Annotated in this window: 20 protein-coding genes and 1 pseudogene; 7 read left to right on the forward strand and 14 right to left on the reverse strand. The window is 69.5% G+C overall.

Translation table 11 applies throughout. The features are described 5' to 3' along the window. Positions 1 to 201 precede the first annotated feature (201 nt). From PV419_RS06885 to PV419_RS06895, 3 genes are all read right to left on the reverse strand, one after another. Complete coding sequence (locus tag PV419_RS06885) at positions 202 to 525, reverse strand: STAS domain-containing protein (protein ID WP_319686836.1); 324 nt, start codon at positions 523 to 525, stop codon at positions 202 to 204. Between the two features lie 214 nt (positions 526 to 739). Beyond that, positions 740 to 1,588, reverse strand: coding sequence for a 3-hydroxyacyl-CoA dehydrogenase family protein (locus tag PV419_RS06890; protein ID WP_319686837.1), 849 nt, complete (start codon positions 1,586 to 1,588; stop codon positions 740 to 742). A gap of 90 nt (positions 1,589 to 1,678) precedes the next feature. After that, positions 1,679 to 2,320, reverse strand: coding sequence for a TetR/AcrR family transcriptional regulator (locus PV419_RS06895; RefSeq protein WP_319686838.1), 642 nt, complete (start codon positions 2,318 to 2,320; stop codon positions 1,679 to 1,681). 79 nt (positions 2,321 to 2,399) lie between these two features. On the opposite strand from PV419_RS06895, the gene PV419_RS06900 reads away from it, so the two are divergent. From PV419_RS06900 to PV419_RS53195, 4 genes and pseudogenes are all read left to right on the forward strand, one after another. Then, the gene (locus PV419_RS06900) at positions 2,400 to 3,182 is read left to right on the forward strand and encodes an ABC transporter ATP-binding protein (RefSeq protein ID WP_319686839.1); all 783 of its coding nucleotides are present in this window, start codon (positions 2,400 to 2,402) and stop codon (positions 3,180 to 3,182) included. Positions 3,183 to 3,202: 20 nt separating this feature from the next. Further along, positions 3,203 to 3,958: an ABC transporter permease gene (locus PV419_RS06905; protein ID WP_319686840.1), complete on the forward strand. Its 756-nt coding sequence runs from the start codon at positions 3,203 to 3,205 to the stop codon at positions 3,956 to 3,958. A 33-nt stretch (positions 3,959 to 3,991) separates the two neighbouring features. Beyond that, a complete protein-coding gene (locus tag PV419_RS06910) occupies positions 3,992 to 4,564 on the forward strand; it encodes a cob(I)yrinic acid a,c-diamide adenosyltransferase (protein WP_319686841.1) in 573 nt (190 codons plus the stop codon). Between the two features lie 59 nt (positions 4,565 to 4,623). After that, a pseudogene (locus tag PV419_RS53195) lies at positions 4,624 to 6,270 on the forward strand (DUF4158 domain-containing protein); the annotation flags it as partial. 55 nt (positions 6,271 to 6,325) lie between these two features. On the opposite strand, the gene PV419_RS06930 reads toward PV419_RS53195, so the two are convergent. After that, positions 6,326 to 6,550 (reverse strand): hypothetical protein, encoded by a 225-nt coding sequence (locus PV419_RS06930; RefSeq protein ID WP_319687581.1) that lies wholly within the window; start codon positions 6,548 to 6,550, stop codon positions 6,326 to 6,328. Between the two features lie 128 nt (positions 6,551 to 6,678). Between PV419_RS06930 and PV419_RS06935 the strand changes: the two genes are divergently transcribed. Next, a complete protein-coding gene (locus PV419_RS06935; RefSeq protein WP_319686844.1) occupies positions 6,679 to 9,903 on the forward strand; it encodes a hypothetical protein in 3,225 nt (1,074 codons plus the stop codon). Between the two features lie 286 nt (positions 9,904 to 10,189). Here the strand turns inward: PV419_RS06935 and PV419_RS06940 are convergent, their stop codons facing one another. Then, positions 10,190 to 10,774 carry a hypothetical protein gene (locus PV419_RS06940; protein ID WP_319686845.1) on the reverse strand — a complete coding sequence of 195 codons (585 nt, stop codon included), beginning with the start codon at positions 10,772 to 10,774 and terminating at the stop codon, positions 10,190 to 10,192. 179 nt (positions 10,775 to 10,953) lie between these two features. On the opposite strand from PV419_RS06940, the gene PV419_RS06945 reads away from it, so the two are divergent. Together PV419_RS06945 and PV419_RS06950 are read left to right on the forward strand one after the other, a co-directional pair. Further along, positions 10,954 to 12,192 carry a sensor histidine kinase gene (locus PV419_RS06945; RefSeq protein ID WP_319686846.1) on the forward strand — a complete coding sequence of 413 codons (1,239 nt, stop codon included), beginning with the start codon at positions 10,954 to 10,956 and terminating at the stop codon, positions 12,190 to 12,192. Between the two features lie 5 nt (positions 12,193 to 12,197). Continuing rightward, a complete protein-coding gene (locus tag PV419_RS06950) occupies positions 12,198 to 12,911 on the forward strand; it encodes a response regulator transcription factor (RefSeq protein WP_319687541.1) in 714 nt (237 codons plus the stop codon). Positions 12,912 to 13,005: 94 nt separating this feature from the next. On the opposite strand, the gene PV419_RS06955 is transcribed toward PV419_RS06950, so the two are convergent. The 9 genes from PV419_RS06955 to atpB all read right to left on the reverse strand — a co-directional run bounded on the left by PV419_RS06955 (position 13,006) and on the right by atpB (position 20,685). Then, positions 13,006 to 13,461: a DUF2550 domain-containing protein gene (locus PV419_RS06955; RefSeq protein ID WP_319686847.1), complete on the reverse strand. Its 456-nt coding sequence runs from the start codon at positions 13,459 to 13,461 to the stop codon at positions 13,006 to 13,008. A gap of 120 nt (positions 13,462 to 13,581) precedes the next feature. Next, the gene (locus PV419_RS06960) at positions 13,582 to 13,959 is read right to left on the reverse strand and encodes a F0F1 ATP synthase subunit epsilon (RefSeq protein WP_319686848.1); all 378 of its coding nucleotides are present in this window, start codon (positions 13,957 to 13,959) and stop codon (positions 13,582 to 13,584) included. A gap of 111 nt (positions 13,960 to 14,070) precedes the next feature. Beyond that, entirely contained in the window at positions 14,071 to 15,525 is a 1,455-nt protein-coding gene (atpD, locus tag PV419_RS06965) for a F0F1 ATP synthase subunit beta (protein WP_319686849.1), read from the reverse strand. Between the two features lie 5 nt (positions 15,526 to 15,530). After that, entirely contained in the window at positions 15,531 to 16,445 is a 915-nt protein-coding gene (locus PV419_RS06970) for a F0F1 ATP synthase subunit gamma (RefSeq protein ID WP_319686850.1), read from the reverse strand. Positions 16,446 to 16,447: 2 nt separating this feature from the next. Continuing rightward, entirely contained in the window at positions 16,448 to 18,019 is a 1,572-nt protein-coding gene (gene atpA, locus PV419_RS06975; RefSeq protein WP_319686851.1) for a F0F1 ATP synthase subunit alpha, read from the reverse strand. 104 nt (positions 18,020 to 18,123) lie between these two features. Beyond that, positions 18,124 to 18,939 carry a F0F1 ATP synthase subunit delta gene (locus PV419_RS06980; protein ID WP_319686853.1) on the reverse strand — a complete coding sequence of 272 codons (816 nt, stop codon included), beginning with the start codon at positions 18,937 to 18,939 and terminating at the stop codon, positions 18,124 to 18,126. Next, positions 18,936 to 19,505: a F0F1 ATP synthase subunit B gene (locus PV419_RS06985; RefSeq protein ID WP_319686854.1), complete on the reverse strand. Its 570-nt coding sequence runs from the start codon at positions 19,503 to 19,505 to the stop codon at positions 18,936 to 18,938. The genes PV419_RS06980 and PV419_RS06985 overlap by 4 nt, the downstream gene beginning before the upstream one ends. Positions 19,506 to 19,545: 40 nt before the next feature. Next, complete coding sequence (locus tag PV419_RS06990; RefSeq protein ID WP_311727896.1) at positions 19,546 to 19,797, reverse strand: F0F1 ATP synthase subunit C; 252 nt, start codon at positions 19,795 to 19,797, stop codon at positions 19,546 to 19,548. Between the two features lie 78 nt (positions 19,798 to 19,875). Then, positions 19,876 to 20,685 carry a F0F1 ATP synthase subunit A gene (gene atpB / locus PV419_RS06995; protein WP_319686855.1) on the reverse strand — a complete coding sequence of 270 codons (810 nt, stop codon included), beginning with the start codon at positions 20,683 to 20,685 and terminating at the stop codon, positions 19,876 to 19,878. Between the last annotated feature and the right edge of the window lie 31 nt (positions 20,686 to 20,716).

Below are 20,716 nucleotides of genomic sequence, written 5' to 3' on the forward strand. Positions count from 1 at the left end.
TTGCCGTCGCTTCCGGTGCGGTGCCCGCCGAAGGGAAATCGTGTCCGGCGGAGTTACCGAACCTAGATCTCCCCACAGTATCCACCGACGGGGAGCGGGCTCGCGCCGCCCCGGAAGCCCGCGCGCCGCGCTCACACCCGCGGCAGCGACACACCCACCATCAGCACACCGCCGGCCCTCGCACCAGGCGGCAGCCCGCGCTCACACCCGCGGCAGCGACTCCGCTTCGAGCCCGCCCTCGATGGCCAGGATCCGGTGCAGCCGGGTGGCCACCAGCAGCCGCTGCATCTGGGGCGGCACCCCGCGCAGGACCAGCCGCCGGCCCGCTCGGCCGGCCTTCCGGTGCGCCCCCATGATCACGCCGAGCCCGGTGGCGTCCCAGGAGTCGAGCTCGGTCAGGTCGAGTACGAGGTCCCCACCGCCGGATTCCAGGGCGGTGTGCAAGGCCGTACGGGCGTCCGCCGCGCTCCGAACGTCGAGTCGACCCCCGACGGCGAGCTCGGTGTGGTCGCCCCTGATGTGCATATGCGCTCCCCAATATGGTGCTCCCCCGGCTACCGCTCGGAGGTGCCCCCTGTCTCCCATGAGTCAGTCTGGTCTACCGAACTGACTGTGTCTCATGCGGTGAAGTTGCCGCTTGTAAGCGAACCGATACCGAATTCACCCGCAAGGGTGCACCTGCCCCTGATTGTGTTTGAGATGCGCGACAGGGGCAGGATCGCCGTGCGGGCGGGTCGGGTCAGTAGGGGTAGAACCCGCCGCCGCTCTTCCGTCCGATGTCACCGGCGTCGACCATGCGGCGCATGATCTCCGGCGGCGCGAACTTCTCGTCCTGAGACTCGGTGTAGATGTTCTCCGCGGCGTGCAGCAGGATGTCCACGCCGGTCAGGTCGGCCGTCGCGAGGGGTCCCATCGCATGGCCGAAGCCCAGCTTGCACGCGATGTCGATGTCCTCGGCGGTGGCCACCCCGGATTCGTACAGCTTGGCCGCCTCGACGACGAGCGCGGAGATCAGACGGGTGGTGACGAACCCCGCGACGTCGCGGTTGACGACGATACAGGTCTTGCCGACGCCCTCGGCGAACTCCCGTGCGGCGGCGAGGGTCTCGTCGCTGGTCTTGTACCCGCGCACCAGCTCGCACAGCTGCATCATCGGCACGGGCGAGAAGAAGTGGGTGCCCACGACCCGCTCGGGGCGCTCGGTGGCCGCCGCGATCTTGGTGATGGGGATGGCGGAGGTGTTGGAGGCGAGGATCGTCTCGTCCTTGACCAGGCCGTCCAGGGTGCGGAAGATCTCCCGCTTGACCTCGATCTTCTCGAAGACGGCCTCCACGACGACATCCGCGTCGGCGGCGGCCTCCAGGTCGGTCGTGGTGGTGATGCGCGCCAGGGCCTGCTCGGCGGCCTCGGCGTCCAGCTTGCCCTTGGTGACGAACTTCTCGTACGAGGCGCGGATGGCGTCCGTCCCGCGGCGCAGCGCCTCGTCGGTCACGTCACGGAGCACGACGTCCCAGCCCGCCTGGGCAGAGACCTGCGCGATGCCGGATCCCATGAGTCCGGCCCCGATGACCGCGAGCTTCCTGGCCACGTCCACGTCCTTTCGTACGTTGTGTAACTGACGCCGTTGGCCGGACCTTAACGCCCGTTCACCTCTCCTGGCAGCCCCTAGTAAGGCGAGTCACGGTGTGTTCTTCACCGCATAGTTGAGCACGCGATCGCTGAGGAGCGACTCCATCACGTCGATCTGCCGCAGCAGCTCCGCGGAGATCCGCTCGGGGGTGCCGCCCTCGGCCTGGGCGCGGCCGATGCTGCGGTGGACGGCGTTCTGCATGCCGACGAGCTGGTGGGCGATGAACTCGGGTGTCGGATCGTCCGCGGCGGCGCCGGTCTCCTCGCGCAGGGTGGCGGCGAGCCGGTCGACGGTCCTGCCCTGCATCCGCAGCACCCGGGCCATCAGCGTCGGCGATTCCTGGACGACCTGCATGAAGCGTGGATAGCCCGGATCCATGCCGGCGTACGGGTCCCGCTCCGCGATGTCCCGGCGCAGCCGGTCCAGCACCGCCCGCGCCGCGGACACGCCCGCCGCGCGCTCGCGGACGAGCACCGAGGGGCGCTCGACGACCTCCTCCTCGCGGTCGAAGAAGAGGTCTTCTTTGGCGGGGAAGTAGTTGTAGATGGTGTTGACCGAGACGTCGGCGACCTCGGCGACCGCGGCGATCGTGACCGCATCGAAGCCGTGCTCCAGGAAGAGCCCGGTGGCCATGTCCGAGATGCGCTGCTTGACCTGCCGCTTCTTCCGCTCCCTGAGTCCTTCCGCCATGCCCTCATCCTAGCTTCGATGGAGCCTTTCAATTTTTGGGGTCATTGCAAACTTTAAGAGACCCTGCTTTTCTAGGCGCATGCCAGTCATCAGCACGGCCGGGCTCGCCCGGACCTTCCAGACCAAGCACGGCCCCGTCGAGGCCGTCCGCGGCATCGATCTCACCGTCCGGCCGGGCGAGATCCTCGGCTTCCTCGGCCCCAACGGCGCGGGCAAGACCACGACCCTGCGCATGCTCACCACGCTGCTCCCCCCGACCGGCGGGGCCGCGACCGTCGCCGGATACGACCTCGCTGGCGACCCGGCGGGGGTGCGCCGGAAGATCGGGTACGTCGCCCAGTCCGGCGGCGTCGACCCGTCCGTCTCCGTCCGCGAGGAGCTCGTCACCCAGGGGCGCCTGTACCGGCTCGGCAAGACGGAGGCAGCCGCGCGCGCCGAGGAACTCGCCGCCGAACTCGGCCTCACCGAGCTGCTGGACCGCAAGTGCGGCGCCCTGTCCGGCGGACAGCGCCGCCGCCTCGACATCGCCATGGGCCTCACCCACCGGCCCGCGGTCCTCTTCCTCGACGAGCCGTCCACCGGGCTCGACCCGGGCAGCCGGGCCGATCTGTGGGAGTTGATCCGCCGGCTGCGCGCCGGCCACGGCATGACGGTCTTCCTGACCACCCACTACCTCGACGAGGCGGAGGCGCTGGCCGACCGGCTGGTCATCGTCGACCGCGGCACGGTGGTCGCCGAGGGCACCGCCGCCGCCCTCAAGGCCGAGTACGGCGGGTCGCCCGACGCCACCCTCCAGGACGCCTTCATCGCCATCACCGGGCGCGGAGCCGCACAGCCCGACACCGCCCCTCTCACCGTCTGACCGCCCAGGAGGATTCCGCCGTGTCCAACCTGCTCTCCGACACCGGCCTGATCTTCGGCCGCTATCTGCGCCAGGCCCTGAACTCCAAGGTCGGCGTTGTCTTCGGGCTGCTGCAGCCCATGTTCTACCTCGTCTTCTTCGGCCCGCTGCTGCACGACGTCCCGCTCGGCGGCGAGGGCGACTCCTGGCAGACGCTGGTCCCCGGACTGCTCATCCAGCTCGGCCTGTTCAGCGCCGCGTTCTCCGGCTTCGGCATCCTCGTCGAGAAGCAGTTCGGGGTGATCGAGCGGATGCGGGTCACCCCGGTCAGCCGGCTCGCGCTGCTGCTGGGCCGAGCGCTCAAGGACGTGGTCCAGCTGCTGGTCCAGTCGCTGGTCCTGGTGGTCGTCGGCGTCGCCCTGGGGCTGCGCGCACCGGTGCTCGGGGTAGTCGTCGGCTTCGTCTTCGTCGGCCTGCTCACCATCTCGCTGGCCTCGCTGTCGTACGCCCTGGCCATGCGGGTCGACAGCCCGCAGGGCTTCGCCCCGGTCGTCAGCACGGTCAACATGCCCGCGATGCTGCTGTCCGGCGTCCTGCTGCCGATGGCCCTGGCGCCGGGCTGGCTGGACACCGTCTCGCGCTGTGTGCCGTTCCGCTACCTCGTGGACGCGGTGCGCGCCGCGTATGTCGGGGACTACGGCTGGGACACGGTCGGCCTCGGCGCACTGGTCGGACTCGCCCTGTGCGCCGTCTCCATGACGGTCGGCACCCGGGTGTTCCGCAAGGCCGGCGCGTAGGGCCGGCGACGTACCGCGCGTAGGCTCGGAGACATGGTCAGACTCACCCGCATCTATACGCGTACCGGGGACACGGGCACCACGGCCCTCGGCGACATGAGCCGCACCGTCAAGACCGACCCGCGGATCGCCGCGTACGCCGACGCGAACGAGGCGAACGCCGCGATCGGGGTGGCCATCGCGCTGGGGGCGCTCCGCCCGGAGATCGTCAACGTGCTGGTCCGCGTCCAGAACGACCTGTTCGACGTGGGCGCGGACCTGTCCACCCCGGTGGTCGAGAACCCCCCGCACCCGGCGCTGCGCGTCGAGCAGAGCTACATCGACAAGCTGGAGGCGGACTGCGACCTCTTCCTCGAAGGGCTGGAGAAGCTGCGCAGCTTCATCCTCCCCGGCGGCACACCCGGTGCGGCCCTGCTGCACCAGGCGTGCACCGTCGTACGCCGGGCCGAGCGCTCCACGTGGGCGGCGCTCGCCGAGTACGCGGAGTCCATGAACCCGCTCACCGCCACCTATCTCAACCGCCTCTCCGACCTGCTGTTCATCCTGGCCCGGGTGGCCAACAAGGAGGTTGGCGACGTGCTGTGGGTGCCCGGCGAGAACCGCTGAGCCGTTACGTCCGCCGCATGCCGGTGGAGCTTTCAACTGATGAACAGGCCGCGGCGTATGTGCCGTGGCCGGTGGTGGAGCACCTGGCCGGGCAGCTGGGCATCGAGGACGCCTCGTGTGTGCCAGCGGTACACGGACCGGCGGCAGACGGTGTACGACCACGCACGGGAGATCCGCGATGCGTACGGCTACCACCAGTACGAGGACCACGACCGGGGGCGGAAGTTCCGGGCGTTCCTGCACGGGCGGGCGTGGACGGCGCACGCGGAGGGTCCGAAGGCGTTGTTCGATCACGCGGTGGGCTGGCTGCGCAGGCACCGGGTGCCGCTGCCGGGGGTGAGCGTGCTGGCCCCGGCAGGTCGCCCAGGTCCGCGTCATCGCGGACCGGCGGCTGCACACAACGGTCGCCAAGGCGGCCCGGCGGGCGGATGCGGCGCTGCCCGGGGACCTGGTGGCAACGCTGAAGACGCCGGAGGGCAGGCGGTATTCGGAGCTGGAGCGGACCAGTGAGCCCAAGCGCACGGCGATGCTCACCGCTGTGATGTGGACGTGGCCGCGCTGTGGCGGGCGCTGGAGGAGGTCGCGCCGAGGGCCGCGCTCTCCAGCGCGGCCGCTACGGTGGTGAGCCTGGTGCCGGAGAACGACGACACGGCCGAGACCGCGCTGCGCGGGGCGCTGGCGCTGCGCTACAACACCGTCAAGCCCTTCCTGTCGCTGCTGGGCGAGACCTCGGCGCTCGGCGCGGTGACCGGCGGGATGCGCGTCCTGACCGGGGTGCGGCGGCTCCCGGCCCTCTCACGGCGGAAGGTGAGCGAGAAGCCGCTGCTGCCGCGCGAGATCGACGACAAGCTGGTGCCGCCGCACTGGCGCAAGGCGGTGTACGCGCGAACGCGGACCTGCCGGAGGGGGCGGTGGACCGCGACGCGTACGTGGTGTGCGTGGCTGGAGCAGCCGTTCCGTGCCCTCAAGCGCCGCGATGTCTTGGCCTCCCCCTCGCATCGCTGGTCCGACCCTCGTGCTCGCCTGCTTCAGGGCAAGGGCTGGGAGGCGGTGCGCGAGGACGTCCTGGCGGGCCTGAGCTTGGACGAGAACGCCGCACAGCGCCTGGGGGAGCTGATCGAGGTGCTGGACGCGACGTGGAAGCAGATGGCCGAGCGCCTCGAAGAGGCCGGCACCGACGCGAAGATCGGCGTCGAGGTGCAGCCAGGCGGACGCGCGAAACTGAACGTGGAAAAGCTCCACGCGCTCGGTGAGCCGAAGTCACTGGACTGGCTGCGCAAGCGGGTCGAGAAGATGCTCCCGAAGATCGACCTGCCCGACCTGCTTCGCCAAGACCCTGCACCTGCTTGCCGTCGTCGACCCGGTCGACGACACCTACCGCCGCCAGATGCACAAAGAGCTCACCGTCCAGGAATCCCGCCACAAGCTCCAAGGACAGGATGGAGGACCAGCTCGGCTCGCTCGGCCTGGTCCTGAACGCCGTGGTGCTGTGGACGACGCGGTACATCGACGCCGCAGTCGCCCAGCTGCGCGCCGAGGGCCATGAGATCCGGGACGAGGACGTGGCCCGGCTTTCGCCGCTCAAGCACCGGAGCCTCAATGTGCTGGGCCGCTATAGCTTCACCGCCTCGCAGCCGGTCGACGGGCTGCGGCCCCTGCGCGACCCGGACGCCGTCGACCTGGACGATGACGACGACGGCGAGGAACAGGCATGCGCCGGGCGGGGCTCTCACTGTCCCCGCCCGTGCAGGTCTCCAGGGTTCAGCCTCGGGGCTTCTTGGCTGGCTCACATCGCCACTTGCGGTGTGCTGCCAGCAGGCTCTCGCGCTGGTCGGGCTTGGCATCGCGCAGCACCATGCGCAGGGTGATCAGGTCGCGGACGTCACGGACCAGTCCCACCGGCTTCGACTGGGCCTTGCGCCGCCGCAGCACAAGCACCCCCAGTAGCAGAACGGGGCCGCTGACCAACGCCAGTTCGATGGTCATCTGGTACTCCTCAACAACGATCGTGCCGATTCAGACGGGACCGGCCGGCCGGTCGAGTACAGAATTGGCACACGAGGCGTTCACCGGGTTCACGTGAACAAGATGAACAACAAGGTCAGGGGGCAGGGGTGGCCTATACGGGGTCGGCAGGGCGCGACGGCGCCAACAGGGAACTGAAGAATCGGCTGAAGGCCACTCTGGCTCGCCAAGGGCTGAGCCAAGCCGACATCGTCAGGCAGACACAACTCAACGGCGAGTCGGTCAGCAAGGCGGCGGTCAGCAACGCGCTCAACCCCGAGAAGGGGCCGCCAGTGGCCCTTACTATCGGGGCAATCCTCAACGCGGCGGGCATCAGCGGTACGGAGAGAGACGAACTGTTCCGTCTGCACGATCGGGCGGAATCTCATGGCACGACCCAACTGGAGGCGTACCTCGAAGCCGCCGAGAAGGCGGCACGCCAGCACTCCTATCCAGGTGTCATAGGCGCCCCGAACCCGCCGGCGCTGGCCGATGTCTACGTGCACCAGCAGGCTCGTACCCCGGCAGCGGACAACGAAGCTGCCCCCGCAGTGCCCGCCGCCGAGGTCTTCGGGGAAGACCGTGCCCTGTGCGTCCTCCTGGGTGGGCCCGGTGTCGGCAAGTCCACGCTGCTCCGCGCTCACTTGGCCGGCTGGATGGGCGCCATGACCGGGAAGACGATCCCGGTCATGGTGAGCGCATCCGCTCTGACCGGCACGGACCCTCTGCCCACGGCCCTCGCCAAAGCCGTAACCGGCGACCTTCGGCAGGTCGGGCTGCTTGACGAACTGGGCGCGGACTTCTTCCGTCACCCCCCACGCCCTGGGGTGTCCTGGCTGGTGCTGGTCGACGGCCTCGACGAGATCCCCGACACCGATACCCGCAGCGCTGCTCTGACGATGCTCGCCGGCGCGGCTTCGGCCGGGCCAGGGCTGTACCGGTTCGTTGTAGCAACCCGTCACCTACCGGTAAAGGAACTCGGCGCGCTGGGTCGGCACGTGCCGCACTACGAACTACAGCCCTTTTCCCCCCACGACCTCCTCGCCTACGCCGCGCACTGGTTCCGAGACCTGGACGACCCCAGCCGCCACGCCAACGCGTTCATGGCAGGGCTCAAGCGCTCCCACCTGGAGACCCTGGCCCACACCCCGCTGATGGCCTTCATGCTGTGCCAGCTCTACGCGGCCGATCCCGCCCGTCCTCTGCCCGACGGCCGTACCGGCGTCTACCAGTCGTTCGTCGAGCTGATCTACGAACAGAACGCCCACAAGAACATCAAGAGCACCCACGACGAGGCCATCCGCCGCCTGAAGGACCGCTACCAGATCCCCAAGGACAACCTGGCCGCCGAACAGGCCACCCGACAAGTACGCGATCACCTGCCAGAGCTGATCGACCACCTCGCCTACGAAAGGATCAACGGCAGCAACGCGCCCGCTGTCGACATACTGGCCTCACACTTGCAGGCCAGCCGCCCGCAGAAGGTGAAACCGCACCTGTGGAACTCATTCCTGACTGACCTCCTGCGGCCCACCGGCATCCTGGCCCAGCGCGCGGACGACTTCGACTTCCTCCACCAGACCCTCCTCGAATACCACGCCGCCCGCCACGCCACTCGCGACGAAGACGCGAGCAGCCAGGTGCTCCGGGACCTGTTCCCCTTGCGATTTGATGCAGACGGAGACAGCTGGGAGCCACCGAATCTGGAACCGTCCTATCTCGGATTCCTCATCGACCGGCTCCTCACCCACCAGGACTCCATCTCAAAGGCCACCACCCAAGCCATGGAGCGCGTCACTTCAGTCGCGTTCTGCTTCTTCCTTGCACGCCAGGTCCAACTCGGAACCAGCCTTCCCACGCACATCACCGCCCGCCACCTCAACCACTTCGTCAACAGGCTTACTGATGAGGGCCACATGCGTGTGAACATCGTCTCGGTCCTGGCTCGGGTAGAGGGGCAACGAGATCATGCTGCCGGACTGCTCGTCGGCTTCGCCCACGACACCGATCTGGACGAGGACGTCCGTGTACACGCTGCCCAAACTCTGGCGAAGGTAGATGGGCACCGCGAGCATGGCATCGAGCTGCTCACCGCTCTCACCACCGAGAGCATCCTGAGCGGACATGGCCAAGTCGCGGCCGTCCGGGCCTTGGCTGAAATCACCTCGGCACGGCTCACCGCGCTTGCCAACGACAGCACCGTGGACAGCTACACCCGTTTGTCGGCCGCCAAAGCTCTGGCTGAAGTAGACGGGCACCACGAGCACGGCGCCGAGTTGCTCGCCGCCCTCACCACCACCCTGGAGGGCTACGACCGTGTGGACGCGGCCTGGTCGCTGACCAGGATCGAAGGGCACCGCGAGCACGGCGCCGCGCTACTCGCCAGCCTCACCACCGATACCGCCCTCGCCGCCAGGCTCCGGTTGCAAGCTGCCCAGGCCCTGATTGAGGTAGACACGCACCGAGATCACGCGGTCGAGCTGCTGGCCGCCCTTACGACCGACACCACAATGTCTCCCCACGACCGCATAGGTGCGGCCAGCGCGCTGGCGAGGGTGGACGGGCACCGTGAGCATGCCGCCGCACTGCTAACCACTCTCACGACCGACATCACCCTGCCTCTGCACAGCCGGATGGGTGCGGCGAGGAAGCTGGCCGGATTTGACGGGTACGGGCAGCAAGCCGCCGATGTGCTCGCCGCCTGCGCCAACGACACAACCTTGGACGACCGCACCCGCGTACATGTGGCTTGGGACCTTGCCAGGGCGGACGGGTGCGGGAAGCGAGGCGCCGCCCTGCTGGCCGCCCTCTCCGCCGACACGACCCTGGACGAGCACAAACGAGTGGAGGCTGCCCGGTTCCTGACCTTGGTCGATGAACATCAGCAGCACGGGACCGTACTGCTTGCCGCCCTCACCGCCGACACCACTTTGAGCAAGTACGGTCAGGTCGCGGCTGTCCGGGCTCTGGCTGAGGGCGCCGCCGAGTATGCCTCAGAACCGCTCGCCGCCTGTGCTGTCGACACCTCGCTGGACGGCTACACCCGAGTGGATGCCGCCAGGGCTCTAGCTGGGATGGACCGGCGCGAAGCGCTCGGCGCGGAACTGCTAGCTGCCCTCACCACCGACGCCGCCCTCGACATCGCCGACCGGGTGGGAGCCGCCCGGGCCCTGGCCGAGCTAGATGGACACCAAGATCAGGCCGCCGAACTGCTTACCACCCTCACCATTGACAGCACTTTGGGGGACTATGGGCAGGGGTACGCGGCTGAGGCCCTGTCCGAGGTGAATTGGGGCCGGGAGCATGCCGACACACCACGCTGGGGAGATTGGTAAGCCGGTCCCTCATACCGCGAGCTGTGGGACAAGCAGGTCACCTTGCTCAAGATCGACGGCACCAGCGATCGCCGTCTCATTGAGGGTGTCCGGTGATCTGTACGGTGAGCGGGGGCTATGGTGCCGGTCAATCCGCGGTCGAGGTGGATCCGATCCTCGGGGACACCGAGGGAGAGCAGGGTCTCTCGCAGGGCGGTGAGGTCTTGGGAGTCTGTCGAGCAGCGGGCATAGCCCGCCAGGAGTCCGGCCACGGATCAAGAGTGTACGGATCAGAGCCTGGTGAAGGTCATGGCCTGGTGAGGGACCGGGGCCGGCCCTGGTCCCCCTCGCCGGCCCGCTTCTTGTTCTTCGAGGGCCAGACGGTGTAGCTGACGGCCACCAGCAGGTGGATGCCCACCACCATCAGCATCTGCCGCTGCCACCCCACCATCGGGTCGCTGCGGTCCGCGTCGCCGATCAGCCATACGCACACCTGCAGCACGGCCACCGCGATCACCGCGGCCAGCAGCGTCATCAGCCACAGCCGCCACTCGTGGCGCGCCCGCGCCGCCCCGTACTTGGGCGGCTTGACCGGGGGCGGCCCGCCCGCGAACCGGTGCGCGAAGCGCCCGTCCGCCCACTTGATCATGTAGTGCCCGTACGCGACGGAGAAGCCGAGGTAGACCGCGGCCAGCCCGTGCGCCGTCGACGGCTCGGCGCCCCGCCGCAGATCGATCACGGTCGCGACCAGCAGCACCAGGTCCAGCAGCGGTACGCAGGCCAGCAGCGCCGCGCCCGCCCGTGGTCGGCGCAGGAGGTATCGCACGCACAGGCCTCCGAGCAGCACCACCCAGAAGCCGACCTCACTCGCGACGATCAGCCCGACGATCACAGCTCGTTCTCCCTTCCCTGCCCGTCTTCCGTGCATCTCCCTTTACCGTCCCGCGCGATCGGGCTGGTTTCGTCGTCGGCGACGACGAAACCGGACTGCATCCTTCGATGTACGCCGCGCGCCCCCGGACTCGTCCGGAAGCGGACGCGGCCGCGGCGGGCTCGTGTTGTGATGGACCCATGCCGCCCCGACTGCCGCCGCCGCACCGCGTCGACGTCGCCATCGCCCTGGGCGGACTCCTCGGCGGACTGCTGCTGACGGGGCTGGGGCTGCGCGGCGGGGTGTATCTGGGCGAGCTGTCCCCCATCGCGCTGCCCTACTGGTCGACGATCACCGCGCTGGTCGCCATGGCGGGCGCCGAACTGCTGCGCCGCGTGGCCCCGCGCACCGCCCTGTCGCTCGGCACCGCCGCCCTCGCCGTGGACCTGTGCGGCGGCTCGCTCATCGCGACCGTCCTGATGTACACGGACCTGGTGTACGCGGCGGTCCTCTACGGCCCGACCTCCCTGGCCCGGCGGCTGCCCTCCGGGTGTGTGCTGGCCACCGTGGTCGCCACAGTCGCCCCGCTGGCGCTGCTGCGTACCCCCGAGTCGCTGTTCATCGGCCTGGTCACCGCCCTGCTCACCCTCGCCCCGGCCGGCACCGGGGCCATCGTGCGCAACCACCAGGAGGCCGCCGAGGCCGCCCGGCTGGAGGCCGAGCGGACGGCGCTGCTCGCCGAGTTGGACCGGCGGGAGGCGGTGGTGGCCGAGCGCGGCCGCATGGCCCGCGAGCTGCACGACCGGGTCGCCGGGCATCTGTCGGCCATCGCCATCCACTCCACCGCCGCGCTGTCCCTGGGGGACGCCGCCGCGACCGACCAGGCGCTCGGCGTCATCCGGGAGAACAGCGTGCGGGGCCTGGCCGAAATGCGCCGCCTCATCGAGCTGTTGCGCGACGCGGACCGGGAGACGGAACCCACCGCGGCGCCCACTCTCGACGCCCTGGACGCGCTGGTCGAGCGCGCCCGCTCGGACGCCGCCTCCGTCAGCGGGCTGAAGTTCACGCTGTGCGACGACCGCCCGCCGGGCGGCGCCGCGCTTCCCGCGCCGGTCGAACTCGCCGCGTACCGCATCGTCCAGGAGTCCCTGACCAACGCCCTCAAGCACGCGGCCCCCGGCGAGGTGACCGTACGCCTCGCCCAGGACGCCGACGGGTCCCTGGATGCCGGCGCGCTGGAGGTCAGCGTCACCAGCCCGTTCGACACCCGCCCCGCCCCCCGCGCGCCCGGCTCCGGCATGGGCCTCATCGGGATGCGCGAGCGCGTCTGTCTGCTCGGCGGCACCCTCGAAGCGGGCCCGCACACCGGGCCGTCCGGCACGGTGTGGCGGGTACGGGCGGCGCTGCCCCTCGACGGCAAAGGAGCCAGGACACGGTGAAGGAGCTGCACGGCGGGGCGAAGGAATCCGAGGGGGAGGCGGCGAGCGGCGAGGGGCCGGTCAGGGTCCGGGTCCTGGTCGCCGAGGACCAGTTGGCCGTACGGGCCGGGCTGGTGCTCATCCTGCGGTCCGCGCCCGACATCGAGGTGATCGCGGAGGCGGCCGACGGTGAGCAGGCCGTGCGGCTGGCCCGGGAGCTGCGCCCCGACCTGGTGCTGATGGATGTCCAGATGCCGCGCCTCGACGGGGTCTCGGCCACCCGCGAGATCGTCGCCGGGCAGCTGGCCGACGTGCTGATCCTGACCACTTTCGACCTCGACGAGTATGTCTTCGGCGCCCTGCGCGCCGGGGCCGCGGGCTTCCTCCTCAAGGACAGCGACGCGGCCGGCCTGCTGGAGGCCGTACGGACGGTGGCCCGCGGCGAGGGCATGATCGCCCCGGCCGTGACCCGCCGCCTGATCGCCGAGTTCGCCCGCCCGCGATCCGCATCGGCCGTCACGACCGCCGACCCGGCGGTGCTCGCGTCCCTCACCCCGCGCGAGCGCGAGGTGTTGGGCGCGGTGGGCCAGGGGCTGTCCAACGCCCAGATCGCCGACCGCCTCGCCATGGCGGAGGCCACCGTGAAGACCCACGTCAGCAGGGTGCTCGGCAAGCTGGAGCTGCGCAGCCGGGTACAGGCGGCGGTGCTGGCCCAGGAGTTGGGGGTGGCGGGGCCCTGAGGCCGGCTGAGGCTTGCGGGGCCCGGCTGCCCCGACCACGTCCAGGTGCGTGAAGTCCGCCGAGGCGCCGCGACGCCCGCTCGCCGCCGCTCCGTCAGGCCACGTTGACCCGCTGTCCCGGCGGGGCAGCCTCCAGCCAGGCGAGGAAGCCGGTCAGCGCGTCCTCGCTCATCGCCAGTTCCAGCCGGGTGCCGCTGTGCAGACACGCCAGCACCACGGCGTCGGAGAGCAGCGCCAGCTCCTCCTCGCCCTTCGGCGTGCGGCGCTCCAGCACCTCGATCGAGGCCCGCTCCAGCACCCGGCGCGGCCTGGGGGCGTACGAGAAGACCCGGAACCACTCGATCCGGTCGCCGTTGTAGCGGGCGACCCCGTACACCCAGCCCTTGCCGCTGGGCTCCGGCTCGGCCTCGGGTCCCGGCGCGTGCCACCGCAGTGAGCAGTCAAAGGTTCCGCCGGACCGCTGGATCAGCCGCCGCCGCAGACCGAAGACGAAGAGTCCCACCACCACCAGCGCGACGACCACGCCGCTCACGAGCAGAGCGAGGACCATCTTCACCGACCTCCTCGCGTCATCCGGAAAAACCGCACCTGCATTGCCTCAGCCGCGGACCGGCGCAGGAGGGTTCCCACGCGGCCCGCGGCTGAGGGTATCGACCGTTCGTGACAGGCTTCAGTGCACTCCCGCCACCGCGCGCAGCCGGACGTCGGCGCGCCGCTCCGCGGCGGCGTCCGTCTCCGCCTTGGCACGCTCCAGCGCCCGCTCCGCCCGCTTGACATCGATCTCGTCGGACAGCTCCGCGATCTCGGCGAGCAGCGAGAGCTTGTCGTCCGAGAACGAGATGAACCCGCCGTGGACCGCGGCGACGACCGTCCCGCCCTCGCTCGTGCGGATGGTCACCGGGCCGGACTCCAGCACACCGAGCAGCGGCTGGTGGCCGGGCATGACGCCGATGTCACCGGATGTGGTGCGCGCGATGACCAAGGTGGCCTTGCCGGACCAGACGCTACGGTCCGCCGCGACCAGCTCGACATGCAGCTCAGCAGCCAACGTGGCTCCTCGGGTCTCCACCTGCCGGGTACGACAGGGCTTTCGTCAAAGGATAACGGGCGTACGGAGAGGGGCGGGACGCGGCCCACCCCTCTCCAGGAAGCTCGGGCCTCAGGAGACGCCCAGCTCCTTCGCGTTCTTCTTCAGGTCTTCCAGGCCACCGCACATGAAGAACGCCTGCTCCGGGAAGTGGTCGAACTCACCGTCGGCGATCGCGTTGAACGCGGCGATGGACTCGTCCAGCGGCACGTCCGAGCCGTCGACACCGGTGAACTGCTTCGCCGCGTGGGTGTTCTGCGACAGGAAGCGCTCGATACGGCGGGCGCGGAAGACGGTGAGCTTGTCCTCCTCGCCGAGCTCGTCGATACCGAGGATGTTGATGATGTCCTGCAGGTCCTTGTACTTCTGCAGGATGGACTTGACCCGCGAGGCACAGTCGTAGTGGTCCTGCGAGATGTACCGGGGGTCCAGGATCCGGGAGGTGGAGTCCAGCGGGTCCACCGCCGGGTAGATGCCCTTCTCCGAGATCGGGCGGGAGAGCACCGTCGTCGCGTCGAGGTGCGCGAAGGTGGTCGCCGGGGCCGGGTCGGTCAGGTCGTCCGCGGGGACGTAGATCGCCTGCATGGAGGTGATCGAGTGACCGCGGGTCGAGGTGATGCGCTCCTGCAGGATGCCCATCTCGTCGGCCAGGTTCGGCTGGTAGCCCACCGCGGAGGGCATACGGCCGAGCAGGGTCGAGACCTCGGAACCGGCCTGGGTGAAGCGGAAGATGTTGTCGATGAAGAACAGCACGTCCTGCTTCTGCACATCGCGGAAGTACTCCGCCATGGTCAGACCGGCCAGGGCGACCCGCAGACGGGTGCCCGGGGGCTCGTCCATCTGGCCGAAGACCAGCGCGGTCTTGTCGAGAACGCCGGCCTCCTCCATCTCGACCATGAGGTCGTTGCCCTCACGGGTGCGCTCGCCGACGCCGGCGAACACGGAAACGCCCTCGTGCAGCTTGGCCACACGCACGATCATTTCCTGGATGAGAACGGTCTTGCCGACGCCCGCGCCGCCGAACAGGCCGATCTTGCCGCCCTTGACGTACGGGGTCAGCAGGTCGACGACCTTCAGGCCGGTCTCGAACATCTCGGTCTTGGACTCGAGCTGGTCGAAGGCCGGGGCCTTGCGGTGGATGGACCAGCGCTCGGTGACCTCGGACTCGGCCTCGGGGTCATTGAGGATCTTGCCGAGGGTGTTGAACACCCGGCCCTTGGTCATGTCACCGACCGGGACGGTGATGCCGTCGCCGGTGTTGGTCACCGGGGCCTGGCGGACCAGGCCGTCGGTGGGCTCCATGGAGATGGCGCGTACCAGGCCCTCGCCGAGGTGCTGGGCGACCTCGAGGGTGAGCGTCTTGGTCTTGCCCTCCTCGGAGGGGTCGGCGACCTCGACGTTCAGGGCGTTGTAGATCTCCGGCATAGCGTCGACGGGGAACTCCACGTCGACGACCGGGCCGATGACCCGCGCGACGCGGCCGGTGGCCACGCCGGCAGGAGCGGTCGGCTCAACAGTGGTGGTCATAGTTGTCAGTCACTCCCCGCAGAGGCGTCGGCCAGGGCGCTCGCGCCACCGACGATCTCGCTGATTTCCTGGGTGATTTCGGCCTGGCGGGCCGCGTTGGCAAGCCGCGTGAGCGACTTGATGAGCTCTTCGGCGTTGTCGGTCGCCGACTTCATCGCCCGGCGGGTGGCCGCGTGCTTGGACGCCGCGGCCTGCAGCAGGGCGTTGTAGATCCGGGACTCGACGTACCGCGGCAGCAGCGCGTCGAGCACCTCCTCCGCCGACGGCTCGAACTCGTACAGCGGCGCGATGACATCCTTCGCCACCGCCTCCTCCGCCGTCTTCTCGAGGCTCAGCGGCAGCAGCCGGTGGTCGACCGGGGTCTGCGTCAGCATCGAGACGAACTCGGTGTAGACGATGTGCAGCTCGTCCACGCCGCCCTCGGCGGTGGCCTGCTGCACGGCCTCGATGAGCGGGCCCGCGATCTTCTTGGCGTCCGCGTAGGTCGGGTTGTCGGTGAACCCGGTCCACGACTCCGTGACCTTGAACTCGCGGAAGCCGTAGTAGGCGACACCCTTGCGGCCGACGATGTAGGTGTCGACCTCCTTGCCCTGCGCGGTGAGGGTCCGGGTGGCCTGCTCGGCCGCCTTGATCACGTTCGAGGAGTAGCCGCCGGCCAGACCGCGGTCGCTGGTGATGAGCAGCAGCGCGGCCCGGGTCGGCTTCTCCGCCTCGGTGGTGAGCGGGTGCTGGGTGGTGGAGCCGGCGGCAACCGCGCCCACCGCCCGGGTGAGCTCACTGGCGTACGGAGTCGACGCGGCCACCTGGCGCTGCGCCTTGACGACGCGCGAGGCGGCGATCATCTCCATCGCCTTGGTGATCTTCTTGGTCGCCGAGATGGACTTGATCCGCCTCTTGTAGACCCGGAGTTGGGCACCCATGCTCAGCCCTCGCCCAGCAGCTTGCCGTCCGAGGTCTCGAACTGGCGCTTGAAGCTGTCCACGGCCTCGCCCAGCGCGCCGAGGGTGTCGTCGGACATCTTGCCGCCCTCGACGATGCTGGTCATCAGGCCCTTGTGCTCACGGTGCAGATAGTCCAGCAGCTCGCGCTCGAAGCGGCGGATGTCCTCGACCGGTACATCGTCCATCTTGCCAGTGGTGCCCGACCAGATGGAGACGACCTGGTCCTCGGTGGCGAACGGGGCGTACTGCGTCTGCTTGAGCAGCTCGACCATGCGCGAACCGCGCTCCAGCGAGGCCTTGGAGGCCGCGTCCAGGTCGGAGCCGAAGGCGGCGAACGCCTCGAGCTCACGGAACTGGGCGAGGTCCACGCGGAGCCGGCCGGAGACCTGCCGCATGGCCTTGTGCTGGGCCGAGCCACCGACGCGGGAGACCGAGATACCGACGTTCAGAGCCGGGCGCTGGCCGGCGTTGAACAGGTCGGACTCCAGGAAGCACTGGCCGTCGGTGATGGAGATGACGTTGGTCGGGATGAACGCCGAGACGTCGTTGGCCTTGGTCTCGACGACCGGCAGACCGGTCATCGAGCCGGCACCCAGGTCGTCGGAGAGCTTGGCGCAGCGCTCCAGCAGCCGGGAGTGCAGGTAGAAGACGTCACCCGGGTAGGCCTCGCGGCCCGGCGGGCGGCGCAGCAGCAGCGAGACGGCGCGGTAGGCGTCGGCCTGCTTGGACAGGTCGTCGAAGACGATCAGGACGTGCTTGCCCTGGTACATCCAGTGCTGGCCGATGGCCGAACCGGTGTAGGGGGCCAGGTACTTGAAGCCCGCCGGGTCGGACGCCGGGGCGGCGACGATCGTCGTGTACTCCAGAGCGCCGGCCTCCTCCAGCGCGCCGCGCACGCCGGCGATGGTGGAGCCCTTCTGGCCGATGGCGACGTAGATGCAGCGGACCTGCTTCTTCGGGTCGCCCGAGCGCCAGTTGTCGCGCTGGTTGATGATCGTGTCGACGGCCAGCGCGGTCTTGCCGGTCTGCCGGTCGCCGATGATCAGCTGACGCTGGCCGCGGCCGATCGGGGTCATCGCGTCGACGGCCTTGTAGCCGGTCTCCATCGGCTCGTGCACCGACTTGCGCTGCATGACCGTGGGGGCCTGCAGCTCGAGGGCGCGGCGGCCCTCGGTGTCGATCTCGCCGAGGCCGTCGATCGGGTTGCCCAGCGGGTCGACGACGCGGCCGAGGTAACCCTCGCCGACGGCTACCGAGAGCACCTCGCCGGTGCGCTGCACCTGCTGGCCCTCTTCGATGCCGCTGAACTCGCCGAGGACGACCGCGCCGATCTCGCGCTCCTCCAGGTTGAGGGCGAGGCCGAGGGTGCCGTCCTCGAACTTCAGCAGCTCGTTCGCCATGGCCGAGGGAAGACCTTCGACCTTCGCGATGCCGTCGCCGGCAACGGTGACCGTACCGACCTCCTCGCGCGAGGCCGCGTCCGGCTTGTACGCCTGGACAAAGTTCTCCAGCGCGTCCCGGATCTCCTCCGGCCGGATCGTGAGCTCCGCCATCTGGGTTCCCTGCTCTCCTTGTTGGGCCCGAAGTATCTGACTACGGCCCAACTCGGGCCGCTTACATGCTTGTTGAGTTGGCTTTTGAGTTGGTACGGCCTGCGTCAGCCGGCCATCCGCCGGGCCGCCTCGTCCAGGCGGTCGACGATGGTGCCGTCGATGATCTCGTCGCCGATGCGGACCTCGATCCCGCCGAGGACCTCGGGGTCCACGTCCAGGTTGAGGTGCACCTTGTGGCCGTACAGCTTCTCCAGAGCCGCACCGAGACGCTGCTTGTGCCGGTCGCTGAGCGGCACGGCCGAGGTCACCACCGCGACCAGGCGGTCGCGGCGGGCCGCAGCGAGCCGCGAGAGGGCCTCCAGCCCCGCTTCCAGGCTACGTCCCCGCGGCTGTGCCACAAGACGGGCGACCAGCCGCTCGGTGACCGGCTTGACCCGGCCGCCCAGCAGCTCGCGCACCAGCGCGACCTTGGCCGAGGTGGTGGCGATCCGGTCGGTCAGCGCGGACCGCAGCTCGGTCGACGAGGAGATGATCCGGCCGAACCGGAACAGCTCGTCCTCGACGTCGTCGAGGACGTCGGCGCGCTGGGCCGCCACGAGGTCGGCGGAGGCCGCCAGCTCCTCGATCGCGTCCACCAGGTCGCGCGAGCGCGACCAGCGGGACCGGACCATGCCGGACACCAGGTCGATGGCCTCGCCGCCGACCTGGCCGGACAGCAGGCGCGTGGCCAGCTCGGCCTTGGCCTCGCCGGGCTGCGCCGGGTCGGTGAGGACCCGGCGCAGCGAGACCTCGCGGTCGAGCAGCGCGGTGACGGCGGCCAGCTCGTCCGCGAGCTTCGTGGCGTCGACGGAGGTGCTGTCCGTCAGCGCGTCGAAGCGCTCGCGCGACGCGGCCAGTGCCTCCCGGCTCGCTCCGTTCATCGGCCGGCCTCGGCCTTCGTCTCGGCCGCGGCGTCGGCCTTCGTCTCGAGCTCGTCGAGGAACCGGTCGATCACGCGGCTCTGCCGGGCGACGTCCTCGAGGGACTCGCCGACGAGCTTGCCGGCCAGGTCGGTGGCGAGCTTGCCGACGTCCTGGCGCAGCGTCTGCGCCGCCTGCTTGCGGTCGGCCTCGATCTGGGCGTGGCCCGCGGCGATGATCTCCTCACGCTGCCGCTGGCCCTCCGCGCGCATCTCGGCGATGAGCGCGGCGCCCTGCTCCTGCGCCTCCTGGCGCAGCCGCGCGGCCTCGTGACGGGCGTCGGCGAGCTGAGCGCGGTAGTCCTCGAGGACCTGCTGGGCCTCGGCCTTACGGGCCTCGGCCTCCTCCATGCCGCCCTCGATCGCCGCACGGCGCTCCTCCAGAACCCGGTTGATGTTCGGGAGGAGCTTCTTGGCGAAGAAGAAGAAGACGATGGCGAAGGCGATGAGGCCGATGACGAGCTCTGGGATCGGCGGGATGAGCGGGTTCTCCGGCTCGTCAGCCGCCAGGATTGTCAAGGCGTTCACATCATTGCCTTTCGTCCGGTGGACCGGTCGTTCGCCGCGGTCACTTGTACGGGTAGACGAACGGCATGACCAGACCGATCAGGGCGAGCGCCTCACAGAGGACGAAGCCGAGGATCTGGTTGGCGCGGATCAGACCGGCCGCCTCGGGCTGACGGGCCAGCGCCTGGGTGCCGTTGCCGAAGATGATGCCGACGCCCACGCCGGGGCCGATGGCCGCGAGGCCGTAGCCGATCGAGCCGAGGTTGCCCTTGAGCTGGACAGCGTCGGCAGCGAGGGTCTGGAGAGCGGACATGCCGTTTCTTCCTTCTCTTTCACGGACCGGTGGGGGTTGGCCACCGGACGCCTGTTTGGGACGGGACTGGCCGGTGGCTCAGTGGTGCTCGGCGAGAGCGCCCTGGATGTAGGCGCAGGCCAGCAGGACGAAGACATAGGCCTGAAGGGCCTGGATGAACAGCTCGAAAGCGGTCAGCAGGATGACCATCACGAACGAGACGCTCGCGTACGCGATGCCGATCCCGTTCAGCAGGTACCAGCTGGCGATCGTGAAGATCAGCAGCAGGACGTGGCCCGCGAACATGTTCGCGAAGAGCCGGACGGCGTGGGTGAACGGCCGGATGACGAGGTTGGAGAGCAGCTCCAGACCCATGACCAGCGGCAGCACCGGGCCCAGCGACTTGTCGTAGCCGCTGATGTTCTTCCAGCCGCCGACGAAGCCGTGCTTCTTGAAGGTCAGGCTCACCCACAGGATGTAGACGAGCGCGGCGAGGCCCGCCGGGAAGGCGATGATCGACGTCACCGGGAACTGGGCCAGCGGAATGACCGACCAGAGGTTCATGATCCAGATGAAGAAGAACAGCGAGACCATGAGGGGGACGTACTTGTCGCCCTCCTTCTTGCCCAGGGCCTCGTAGACGACGCCGCGGCGTACGAAGTCGTAGCCCGCCTCGCCGATCAACTGCAGCTTGCCGGGGACGACCTTGGCCTTGCCGAAGGCGGCCCAGAAGAAGACCACCACGACCACGGTGCCCAGCAGAGCCAGCAGGATGGGCTTGTTGAGCTCGAAGCCTCCGATCGTGGCGATCGGCTCGAACGTGAACGAGTGGAGCCCTGGGGCCGGGAAGCCGCACCCGTCGAAGATGTGGCAATCGGTCTCGAAGGCGAGCGTCTGGTCAGGACTCACCGCGAGCTCCTTCAGCGTGGCGCATGGGTAC

The sequence above is a fragment of the Streptomyces sp. ME19-01-6 genome (genome assembly GCF_033793745.1).
Lineage (GTDB): Bacteria > Actinomycetota > Actinomycetes > Streptomycetales > Streptomycetaceae > Streptomyces.